General features: G+C 58.0%; 7 protein-coding genes. 1 reads left to right on the forward strand and 6 read right to left on the reverse strand.

Translation table 11 applies throughout. The features are described 5' to 3' along the window. Nucleotides 1-12: 12 nt before the first annotated feature. The 4 genes from H1B37_RS29785 to H1B37_RS29800 form a co-directional block, all read right to left on the reverse strand. Nucleotides 13-4734 carry a PD-(D/E)XK nuclease family protein gene (locus tag H1B37_RS29785; RefSeq protein ID WP_182870933.1) on the reverse strand — a complete coding sequence of 1574 codons (4722 nt, stop codon included), beginning with the start codon at nucleotides 4732-4734 and terminating at the stop codon, nucleotides 13-15. Then, on the reverse strand, nucleotides 4731-5603 hold the full coding sequence (locus H1B37_RS29790) for a hypothetical protein (protein ID WP_182870934.1): 873 nt from the start codon (nucleotides 5601-5603) through the stop codon (nucleotides 4731-4733). The genes H1B37_RS29785 and H1B37_RS29790 overlap by 4 nt, the downstream gene beginning before the upstream one ends. 528 nt (nucleotides 5604-6131) lie before the next feature. Then, a complete protein-coding gene (locus H1B37_RS29795) occupies nucleotides 6132-6341 on the reverse strand; it encodes a DUF3565 domain-containing protein (protein WP_182870935.1) in 210 nt (69 codons plus the stop codon). After that, nucleotides 6338-7414 (reverse strand): tellurite resistance/C4-dicarboxylate transporter family protein, encoded by a 1077-nt coding sequence (locus H1B37_RS29800; RefSeq protein ID WP_220498438.1) that lies wholly within the window; start codon nucleotides 7412-7414, stop codon nucleotides 6338-6340. Before H1B37_RS29800 ends, H1B37_RS29795 begins: the two co-directional genes overlap by 4 nt. A 747-nt stretch (nucleotides 7415-8161) precedes the next feature. Between H1B37_RS29800 and H1B37_RS29805 the strand changes: the two genes are divergently transcribed. Further along, on the forward strand, nucleotides 8162-8998 hold the full coding sequence (locus H1B37_RS29805; RefSeq protein ID WP_182870936.1) for a c-type cytochrome: 837 nt from the start codon (nucleotides 8162-8164) through the stop codon (nucleotides 8996-8998). A gap of 146 nt (nucleotides 8999-9144) precedes the next feature. Here the strand turns inward: H1B37_RS29805 and cls are convergent, their stop codons facing one another. Both cls and H1B37_RS29815 read right to left on the reverse strand, forming a co-directional pair. Continuing rightward, nucleotides 9145-10584, reverse strand: a complete 1440-nt coding sequence (gene cls / locus H1B37_RS29810) for a cardiolipin synthase (protein WP_182870937.1) — start codon at nucleotides 10582-10584, stop codon at nucleotides 9145-9147. A 243-nt stretch (nucleotides 10585-10827) separates the two neighbouring features. Beyond that, a complete protein-coding gene (locus tag H1B37_RS29815; RefSeq protein WP_220498439.1) occupies nucleotides 10828-11268 on the reverse strand; it encodes a serine hydrolase in 441 nt (146 codons plus the stop codon). Between the last annotated feature and the right edge of the window lie 120 nt (nucleotides 11269-11388).

Consider the following 11388-nt stretch of genomic DNA (forward strand, 5'->3'; position numbering starts at 1 on the left):
ATGCCGGGCTTCTCACGGTTTTGATTTCGCCGTTTCCTTTTCGACGCGATCAGGCGACCACGCTCCTTCGTGCAACGAATACAGTGGCCGTCCTCGAAATTCGACACCGGCCATTGACGCCGGCATGTCTGGCCAGCGGGCGATGAACGTTCCCCGACGGGCGGTTTTTCGATTTGCCAGCCACTCCGGTTGCCCATCGGTGCTGAACCACTTGGACACCGTGTCAACGTCTTGGGCACTTTCCAATCGCCCGATCAGCTTGGTGCTGCAGTTGCTAAAGATGTTGTAGTCAACCGAACGCGGGCTCTGGGTACACATCAGACAGGACACGCCGTACTTTCGTCCCTGCGAAAACATTCGGATCAGCGGCTCTTTGGCGAGCGGCTTAACCGTCCCTTTGGGAATGTAGTCTCGGGCTTCGTCCAGATACATCAACAACTTGGCTCGGCCGCAGCTTTCGAGCGAGCTGACCATCCAGCGGTACAATTCTTCGGCGAGCGAAGCGACAAAGAATTGTTTTTCATCGTCACTGGTCAGCGCGTTCAGATAGATGATATTCAGCGGTACCTTTCCGGGCAGGCTCGGACGACATAGCGCATCGATGTCTAACGGAGTCCCCCCTGAGAACAGTTTCGCCTGTGGCCCATCGAGCATCGCCATCAGTTTTCGGCCGAGTTTGACGCGTTGGGATTTCGGCAGATAGAGATCCGCATCCTCCAGTCCGATGCCGTCGGGGGCAATCACCGCCGCGGCCAGATCTCGAAGTTGCAATGCCGGCCCCTGGTCGCCGCGTTTATCGATCAAGGCGCGGACGGCCTGCATCATGAAGGTCTGCTGCATGTCGATGTCTCGCCTGATGCCGGCCAGATTGACCAAATTGGAGACGGCTGAGGAGAGCATGCCTTGAAACTCTTCATCGCGTCGCGACGCGACGGTGAAGTTACTCAGACCGGCTGACGTCGGCAACCGGATCGGATCGATACTCATCCGCGTCGCATGCGAAGAACCCGGGGTGAAGATTCGTGGCTCCACCTGCTGCCAATAACGATCCGATGACGCTTGGAACTCGCCCATCGGTTGGTCCGATTGTTGCAAAAATTGAACCAGGTCACCCTGTGGGTCAATCGCGATGATCGGCACTCCCTGTTGAATCGCCTCCTCCGCGACGACTTTCGCCATCCACGTTTTTCCGCTGCCGGCCGCACCGACCAACGCGACGTGCGATGGCAAGATCTCCAGCGGCAGTGCGACCGTGTCGCCGGTGTCTGATTTTCCCAAGCACAATTGCCCGGAGTCGCCGGAAGCATCTCGCGGTGCTGGTGAGGTCGACAGCGTCCCCGAGTTCGGTGACGGTTCTGTTTCGGGGGGCTCCGTTTCGGGTGACAGCGTGACCAGTTCAGCCACCTCGTCGAGTCGGCGTTCGATCTGCTCGATCGAGTCGGCCGCATCCTGCGTTGCGATTCGATGAACCGTGGGCTCGGCGGGACATCCCTTGTTGGCAGACTCACTCCATCGATTCGTTCGCTCGCCAATGCCGACGGCGCCCAGGCGATCATTGCATTGTTTGCGATAGCGACACGTGGAACAATAGGCGGCGTTGCCCGGCGGATGCAGGCCCCGCGGTGGCTGATCGCTATAATCTTGCCACTGCGTCATCGAGGCGAGTAAGTCATAGACTTCGTGCCGTCGATCATACACCTCTTGCCACGACATTTCGCGGATCATCCGCTGGGGGTACAGATAGTGCAACGCGACATCCGGCCGCGTGCCGTGTTGCTGATGGTGCATCAACGCGTAAATACAAATCTGATACAGATCCGCATCCACACTTAACCCAGGCGTCAATTTGTAGTCAATGATCCGGTGCCCGCCGCGGCGCCAGTCGTAGTACAGGTAATCGAGCCGGCCGGTGATATGAACGTGCTGTTGATTCGGACCGACCTCGAATGTCACGTCGACTGATTTGCGTCGATCCCCGAACAGCTGGTCGATCAGGCGATCCACCGACCCGTGCGACTGAAGTCCAGCCAACAAGATCTCTGCGAATTCGGCGGTGTAGCAAGACAGTGCACTGTGAAAGTTGTCTCGCTGCTGTGGCGACGCCAATGTTAATTGTTTCTGGTTGACATGCAGTAGGATCAAGTCACGCACGACATCCCCCACTTTGTCTGCGGCCGGCGGATTCAGCAGCAACTCTTTCAATCGACGTGATCGTGTGCCGCTGTCGTTGAATTTCTCGACCGCTTGGTGAAACAGCGTGCCGAGCGCCCCGACCTGGTGGCCCCCGGATTCCTGCCAAATTCGCGTGACACGCGGCTTCTTCAGCTTTCGCTGGCGGGTGTACAGCCCGTCCAAATGCAGCAGCCTCGGACAGGCCGCGGCCTGGCGAACCTGGGTCACCGTAAAGTGAATCGGGGACAGCGGATGGTGGTCATCGACCGGCGCGTCTGACGTCGTGATGTCTGCCGCCGGTGAATCTGCCGTCGGTGAACCTGCCGGAGCGGTTGGCGGGACGGTGACCAGGGTGTGGTTGCCCTGGGCTGTCGCGACCACCTTGCGGGACTGATGCAAATCGAGCACGGCTTGGTCCAACGATCGGCAAACCGCGGCGGTCTGACCGTGATCCAATCCAGACTGGCTGACATACTTGGCCGCCAATTCGTACGTGGTGGAAGCGTTCGTCTGTGACAATTCCTCCAGCACAAACGATTTTAACTCGTCTTGGTCGGCGGCGTGGTCGACCGTCGGTGATGAGGCCACGGTCTCCGGCAGCGAGTCTTCGGTCAACAGTTCCCGCAGCAAGCCGATGCTGCGAAAACGGTCACTGCGGTGGTAGGCCGCGATGACATCGTCGACCCGGAGGGCCTCACACGTGCCATCGGGGTGTTGGATTTCCAAGTCCCCTGCGTTGGCAAGTCCGATCACGGCTTGCAGGGCATCGAGTTGGCAGTGAGTTTCAAATGTCAATTCTCGACACGCGAAAGCGTTTGCGCCACGCGATTCGAGTTGCGACAAATATTCACGACCTTTCTGCCCCAACTGCAGTGGACATCGTTGTTCGGTCACGATCAACGTATGGTGCAGCGGATTCTCCTGCGATGTCAATCGTCTCAACATCGCTGCGCTAGAGGTTTTGCTGCCGGTCGAGATGAACTTGATTCCGGTCCGAGTCGAGATTCCCTCGGGCGTTGTTTCATCGACCATCAAATCATAGGCGGGAGCGGGGCCCTTGTGGTTTCGATCCACCGTCGCGATGCCGCGCAAACTGTAGTCTTGCTCTTTACCGAGGCAACGGCCCAGCAACTGCTGAACAAGCCCGAGCAGGTTGTCGGCATCCGCAGGCAGTGATTCGGGGTTCAACTGACGATCACGGCATTGCTCAGCCAGTTTTTCTTCGATAGCCGCATCGATCAGTTCACCGCGGGTGACACCGCAGAAATCCAGCGGTGTCATCGTGGCCTGGGGCGAGTCGCCCGGCCACGATTCCAGCCAGCGTTGGACGCCGCAATGATCGATTTCGGTGTTGATGCGTTGAAACCGGTCCTGTGCCCAATTGATCAGATCGCGTGGACGAATCTCCAGCGCAGTTCCCAGTTGACGATGCAGCCAATCGTGCCCCAGCGGAAAGAGACTGTCGTTTGCAAGATGACGTCGGATTTCTGGTTGATCGGCGAAGGGACCCAAAAACGATGCCAGCCGGGTTTCCAGCAGCTCGCCAGACTGCTCGGGAGTGATCCGTCCGATTTCAATTCGGTGTTGCGCAATTCGATCCCAACTCGCGGCATTGACGAGTGATGATTGCTGCATCTCTAACAACCGGCCTCGGACACCGGAGGTGATCACGAGCAGGTTGGGGATGTGATCAATCAGCGCATGTGCGAAACGCGCCCAGGCGGAAACTTGGTCTTCATTGAGGTTGTCGACCTGATCGAACATAATGACGAAGGTTTGGTTGGCTGCGGCCGCGAGCCCAGCGATGGCACTCACGACCGCCTCCACCGCCTGGTCGTCGGGCAGACGCAACAATCCGTAGTCTCGCATTTTCACTGACACCGCCGGCGGCAATCCGATGGCAGCCAACTCATCGGCGTCCAACCTGTCACCGCCCAGCCAGCGGATTACGAATTTCGCGCCATGCGGATTCTCCTGCTCGGTTCCTTGCGCTCGATAGATCGTTTGGAAATAGGCGAACAACAATTCGTAGATGATTTCTTGGTCGGTTCGACCGGTGGCGATCGCCGGCTCGATGAACCGCTGCCGGAACGCGGTGTAGGCGTCCGCCATCGTCCTGCCTTGGAACTGGCCGAGTGTTTGCCGGATGCCCGCGGCGATCAACCCGTTCAACGTGCCATCCATCAATCGACCGGTGGGCGATCGAGCGATCTGCCCGAGCACACACTTCAAAACATACCGCGGCAACCGGTCCGAACTTGCTTGGACATTGTGCAGAAATGTCACGCAGGATTTGTGGCGCAGGTCATGCCACAATCGAGCTAGTAGATGGCTTTTTCCGACGCCCGGCTCGCCCCACAGCATCGCTCCCATTCCGTCGTGGTTGCGTGCCTTTTCGACAAGCCGAGCAAGATCTTTGAACTCCGAAGCATGGATCTGTGCAACATTCGGCGGCATCGCTTGAGCCGCATCAGCAACACGATTGGATTCGAAGGGGCTGGACCATTGGAGATGTCGGGCGAAGTCGTCGACGCCGCTACCGATTGACATCGTTGTCGTCATTTCACGATCCTTTGGGCATAAAGCAGTAGAGAGCCGGCTTCTTGGATACCGGCGGCACGCTGCTGGGGGGAGACGTCGTTGCGGTTTTCAGCACCCGAAAGACGGATGCGTCTGGACAGCCGTAACTGGCGCAGCTGTGAATCGAATTCTTCACGCGAATAGCTCGGCAGCGCGGCCCGCAACGCCGCGAGATTCACAAAGTTGTAACTTCCCTGCTCACGGTCAAGCTGTTCAAACGCGGCGTCAAACTGTTGGGAAAAACTGGTGAGAGGCCGGTTTGCCGGGGCGGATTGAGACAGCGATGTCGGTGGTTGAGGTGATCGACTGTCAGATTGATCGATCGCCGCCCGCCACTGGGCGGGATGCAGGTCCGCGAGTCGAAATAGATGGGGGCGGGCACCGCCGGCAACGACATATCCAAACCCCGGATACATCTGCCCGGTTGCCAATCGATCCAACACCGCGGATTGGAAGGCTACCTGAAGGCGTTTGTTGAACCGTGCCGAGAGTTTGCTTTTCAGCTTTGCGACGGTGTAGGCACGCGTCTTGTTCTTGTCAAACAGGCTCATCACATACTGCAGCAGCTGACTGGATTTGGCGAGCAATTCCAAGTCTTCAAGTCGTGCCACAGGGGCAGCTGTGTCATTTCCGCGGGCGGCGATTGTGGCCGTCGCAAAGCATTTGGTTCGCGCTGCTTGCTGGACCAGGTCCGAGTTGGCGTCGGAGTCGGCAAGACGCCCCAGCTGGTCAAGCGTCAAGAATTCGCTGTCTGCATTTTCCGGGCGGTGTCGGGAGAGCACCGCAAGCATTTTTGCGGCAAGCCCCTGTTTGGGTGACCCATCGACTCGGTCAAGGCTTTGGCGTGACATGATTCCCCTTGGTGCATTTCAAAACGCCACGCGACAAAACCTCGCGCCGCAGAGTCATTCAACGAACAACGCCCTCCATTGCTAAGCCGCATCGCGTTGCGGCGTGACGGACAAACGCATCGGTGGGGGTGTTCAACGAACCCTAGGCTGCCGTTGTTGTGCGATCGCGACAGGTGGAGGAAAAGCGTTGTCTGAAGACCAAAGGTGGCATGGCATCAACCGAATCATCCGCAAACTCGAAGCCTTCGTTGCGAGTCGCTGGTGACGCAAAAACCGACGTTTCGTGATCCGCAGCTCAGACCGCTCACGACGCACACTGCCCCACGCCTTTGTGCTGGAAAGCTCTGTGATGGGGGACTTGGGCTTTGTCCCTAAACCCGGCAAGGTTCGTATGTGGTAGCGGAATTCGCCAAGAATTTCGGCTTGTTCCGTGTGGACTGCTGCGAGTCGAAAGCCTTGGCGGCTTCCGCTACGGGTTTAGGGACAAAGCCTAGTGCTGGGGGACTTTGATTTAGGAGCGTCAGGGCTTTAGGGGCGTTCGTCCGGTGGGGCGTTCTCGTCGCATTTTTTGCATTCGAGCTGATAGGCGAGCATTGACTGGCGGCCTGTTTCGGTCGTGACCCATGGCCGATTCATCCAGGGTGGGTCGTGTCGGACGTGCTGGTTGTGGCCGCAGGCGAGCTGCGCGACCCAGTGTCCCTCTTCGTCGGTGTGGTACCCGGTGATGGGTTGTTTCATCCGGGGGCCTTCCATGTGAGGTGACGGACAAAGCCGAAACTCGTTACAACCCAGGCAGCGATTGCGATGTACGCGGTCATCGACGCGGGTGGATCGAGAAAACCCAGCTTCATCGTTTCGCTTAACGCGTACGTGCAGACCGAGTACATCCCCAGTGGAAAGACGATGCTCCAATAGCTTAAGTCGTATTCAAACCGTTTCCGCTGGATGACGTGTCGCCAGAACCCGAGCACGACCAACAGCGGGACCCACCAAGTCGCGGTCGCCCAACACAGAAGCGTCACACCTTTGATGAACGGGACCAGTTGAACCAGCAGCATCGATCCATCTGAATCAGCAACCAAGGTTGCGCCAGCCAACGTGGAGATCGCCATTGCGCCCATGTTGATCCAGTACGGGGGCGACATGGTTTCAACGTCGATCGACTCGAAGCAATAGCGATAGAAGATCAGTGAAATGATCCACGCGTAAAGCATGCCGCCGCCCAGCCAAAGCGTCAACGAAAGAAACAACATGGCGTCGCGATACGGTGAAAGATCTTCGCACAGCATCGCGCCGAGCAGCGAGACGGACTGCGTCGCCACGACTGCCAGCAGCCAGCCGCCTTGCAGCCCTTCTTTCAAGCTCGGTTTGTCTTGCTTGACGGTGATGCAGGCAAATATGGTATAGGTCAAAACCGACCACAGCGACAACGAGAACGCCCACAGTGAGACAGCGACGCCCGACATTTCAGCGATCTGCAAAAACTGTCCCCCCAGAACCGCTGTCGCGGCGACCGTCGAAAAGAAACCGAAGGCCCGCCTGTGATCGGACAAGTCAACGATCAACCGGCGGAAATGCCTGACGCTCCGAACTGCTGTCATGACAACAAGCAGCAGAAAGAGCAGCGCGTTGCCCCAAAGCAACGCATCGGCAAACATCCGCTGTATCGCACCGCTTGCACCCACGTGCAGCCAGGCGAGCGAGACGATGCCGGTCGCCATCACGATCGAAAAACACGCCGGATCAAGCGCAGCGATGACGCGGTCGATGCTGCCCAGTGCATTGCGTTGGAGGCCGCCTGTCGACTTCATCGTCAAAGTGATTGGCTCAGCGGAATAATAAGGTAGGTCGCGTCACGCCGTTGTTGGATCCTCGCGCCGGCAAGGTCGGGGCGGGACGTTGCACAGGCTCGAGCCAGCCAAATGTGCAACCGGCTGAGCAACGGGGGTGACTTCAGGCCGAGCGCAGAACGGCACGCACTGCGTCTTCGGCGGTCCGGGAAAGCATCTTTCACCACGATTGCTTCTTCCACACTTGATTCTGGAGCCAGGCTTTGCAACGGGAGCAGCAACCCAGAACCAATGCCCCGAAGGCTGCTTCGCATCGCGGGGGCCCGCGCCCTTGTTGCGATTCGCCAGTCGATTCCTGTCCGTCGAATTGATCAGCCACTCGTTTCCGCGGGAAAGCTGTCCCGTCCCTAATGTACACCTTGGAGTGCAGATTGGAAGGCGTGGCGGTTCAAGTCAATTGGGACCCGCCGAGCGATCGCGGCTCGGTTGGTGGGTGGCGTCTTTCAGGGACCGTGCATGACAGAAAAATGGGGTGGGGCTGTGCAGGAGAACGGGCGACAGGAAAATGGGTGACAAGCAAATGTTGTTGACCGATGATCAAGACGTGCTGTTTTAGATCCAGCAACGAGGAGATTTGGGGGGCGCCAATCTGGGTGTGCCCGCAATCGTCGGCCCAGCATGGGGATGCCGCAAACGAACGGGCCCGAACGTCGAAGCGGCTGTTTCTGTGGTAAATCGTGACTGTTCAGTGAAGAAAGGAGCAATCGTATGCGTCGTATTCATCTTGCCAATTCGATTTTGGCTGGAGTCGTCCTGGTTTTCGTCGCAACTTCCTCCCACAGCGTCTTTGCCGAGGAAACGGTTCCGGGTTGGAGTCCTTCGACTGCACTTCCACCCGGTGAATTGGGAAAGGTTGTCGCTCTGGGACAAGAGATCGTCGAAAACACAAACGAGCATCCCCTCTCGCAGCCCTATGTAAACAACGCGCTGACTTGTAGCTCCTGCCACTTGGAGGCGGGGACTGACCCGAAAGCGGCCACGTTCCTGGACATCGCCTCGGCCTATCCGGCGTGGTCGCCGCGTGAAAATCGCGTGATCACGCTCGAGGATCGGGTGTTGAATTGCTTCATGCGAAGCATGAACGGCGTTCGACCTCCCCATGGAAGCAAGGTCTCGGTTGCGGTGACGGCCTACATCACGTGGTTGTCCAGCGGGAGTCGTTTGCGAATGAATCCCGACAAACCGCTCGGCCCCCATCACGTTCCATCGCTGCAGATTGATCCACAGCAAGCTGATCTTCAGCGGGGCAGCGATCTGTACGCTCAAAGGTGTGCGGATTGCCATGGTGAGAGCGGGCAAGGCAGCGACGAAGGGCCGCCGACCTGGGGCCCACGGTCCTTCAACGATGGGGCTGGTTTGTCGCGCAACGACAAATTGGCCGCATGGTTGAAGGTCGCCATGCCACTTGGCGACCCCGACTTGTCCGAGCAAGAGGCTCTCGACATTGCCGCTTACATCAATTCACACGAACGGCCGAAGTTCGTTCTCGAAGAACATCTTCCAGGGGCCGAAAAGCTGGGAGAATACAACGCAGAGTCTCGGTGATTCGAGCGGTTATCATCGCACCGATCGCTTCTTGAGCAGCGATCCGGCGGAGTTCGCGTTGGTGCGCCCCACCCAATCGCCTTTCAGGCACAGGTTGGCCTAAAGACGCAGCCTTTGATGGATCACGACCGAAGCCCCGAGGGCACCTACAGGATTGGCCCTAGGGTGGCGACGACATTGTTCCAGATGCGGCGCGACGATGACCACGAGTCAACATCTTCGATTGAAACTCGATCGGATCGAGAAATGTAGTTGTCTTGTCGTTCACGGACGGCGAGCGTCAGTTCATCATCTCGCAAAAGGATGTCATTTTCATAATTCAGATCGAAACTGCGAAGGTCCATGTTGGTCGATCCAATCAGCGTTACCGCGCCGTCGATGGTGAGTGTTTTCGCGTGCAACAAGCCGTCCTTGAACTCGTAGATGTTCACGCCGGCTTGGATCAGACGTCGGTAATAACTGCGACTGACCGCTGCCACGACCCACGAGTCGTTCTTTTGTGGAAAGATCATGGTGACCGTGACCCCGCGATGGGCGGCAGCACAAATCGCGTCAAGCACCGTTTGGTCAGGAACGAAGTAGGGCGTCGAAATCGTCAGCTCGCGTTTCGCATGGCTCATCAACGTCGAAAACAATTGCGGCGTCGATCCCATGCGCTCCGTCGGGCCGTCACCAAACACCTGCGCGACAAAACCATCGGCATGTTGACCGGTAGCGAAGGCGAACAGATCGTTCGAAGCATCCGGATGGTGCAACATCCAATCGCTTGCAAATAGCAACTGACTCTGCGCCACCACGGGGCCTTCGAATCGAACCATGATATCGACCCACGGCGCGAACTTTGGTTTAACGCGAAATTCTGGGTCCGCGCAGTTCTGGCTGCCACAGTAGGTGATTCGTCCATCGATCACCGTGATTTTTCGGTGATTCCGCAAGTCCAGCCGACTGAATAGGATGGTGCGGATCAAGTGTTTGAACGGCAGCGCGACGGCCACTTCGACTCCGGCGTCCGACATCTGCTTCCAAAGCGGCGAGTGGATCATGGCCCGCGAGCCCAGCCCATCGGCCATCGCTCGACATTTCACGCCCCGGCCAGCGGCACGGATCAGTGCGTTGGCGACGTTGGTCCCGGTCTGGTCGTTCAACCAGATGTAGTACAACACGTGAACGTGGTCGGTCGCGCCGTCGATATCCGCGATCAATCGCGATCGTGCGGTCGCCGCGTCAGGCATTAACTCGGCACGATTGCCGGTCGTAGGCAGAAATCCTGCAAGCGATCCAACAAACTCAAACGGTGCGCGATACTCGACCTCGATTTGTGTCATGAGCGCGACGCTACCGAACGCACTCGAATCGTTTTCGCGAATTCTTGCAAACGCTTCGTCGTGCCGGTGATTGATCGTTCGCCCTAACGATGCTTCACCAAACAAGAAATAGACAATCACGCCAGCGTAGGGCAGTGACAAAATGACAAGAAACCACGCCAACCGAGCCGGCGGCGAGAGGTTGTCACGCCATAGAAGGCGGATCATGAGGAACAGGACCAGCAACAGATGGACGATCGAAACGATTGTGAGGAAAGACATGACGTAGTTGTTCTCTGTACCGCAGCAAGACCGAGTGCAAAAGCTAGCAGACGGATGACAGCTGGCAACCCGAAAGCCGGTTCAGAACCATGAACGCCGATCAACGCCCCCGGTACGTTGCCATGTGCGGCGATCGGACTGCTGATGCATGCCGTGTTCTGAATTGAATGATGCGTCAAAGAACGTCACCGCAAGTCGACGAACACGGCGTGGAGCCTTCACACCATCAAACGATGCGTCTGTTCAAGGGAATTCACCTCGACGCTCCCGTCCTGTCGGTCTGGAGCCATCGCCGCGAACAACCCGTTGCGCTTCGTCAATCGACGTTGCGTGCTGGTCGCTGGTTTCCTTCGACGTTTTCATGTTGCCCGACCCGTTGAAGTGTGTGCTGTCGGTTGTGTCGTTCATCTGCAGGACGTCTAAGATTCGCCGCTTCTGAACGTCATGAAATGATTCGCCGGTGATGACTTCGATGACTCGGGCGAGCAGGACGTACCCGGAGTTGGTGTACTCGAACTGCTTGCCCGGACCGCGGCGAACCGACATCGTTGTCAGCCCCTGCGTCAATTTTGGTGCCACCCACCAATCAGGCGCCGGGGCGAAGCCCCGCGGTGGGATGCTGGGGAAAATAGGACCAATGCGACGTAGGAGACAAATGGGACCTCGGAGTGGTCGGGGGAACACGCCGTCCTATCGGTCGCATGGGTCCCATCGCTCCTCTCTCCCCACCCACCCGCCCAGCTCCCAGCTCCCAGCTCCCAGCTCCCAGCTCCCAGCTCCCAGCTCCCAGCTCCCAGCTCCCAG

The organism is Stieleria mannarensis, from assembly GCF_014154935.1.
GTDB classification, from domain to species: Bacteria; Planctomycetota; Planctomycetia; order Pirellulales; family Pirellulaceae; genus Stieleria; species Stieleria mannarensis.

Bases quoted from the DNA above. Each gene is read 5' to 3' on its own strand.
- H1B37_RS29795 (WP_182870935.1), bottom strand. From the start codon at position 6,341: ATGAAACAACCCATCACCGGGTACCACACCGACGAAGAGGGACACTGG.
- H1B37_RS29785 (WP_182870933.1), bottom strand. From the start codon at position 4,734: ATGACGACAACGATGTCAATCGGTAGCGGCGTCGACGACTTCGCCCGA.
- cls (WP_182870937.1), bottom strand. From the start codon at position 10,584: ATGTCTTTCCTCACAATCGTTTCGATCGTCCATCTGTTGCTGGTCCTG.
- H1B37_RS29800 (WP_220498438.1), bottom strand. From the start codon at position 7,414: ATGAAGTCGACAGGCGGCCTCCAACGCAATGCACTGGGCAGCATCGAC.
- H1B37_RS29790 (WP_182870934.1), bottom strand. From the start codon at position 5,603: ATGTCACGCCAAAGCCTTGACCGAGTCGATGGGTCACCCAAACAGGGG.
- H1B37_RS29805 (WP_182870936.1), top strand. From the start codon at position 8,162: ATGCGTCGTATTCATCTTGCCAATTCGATTTTGGCTGGAGTCGTCCTG.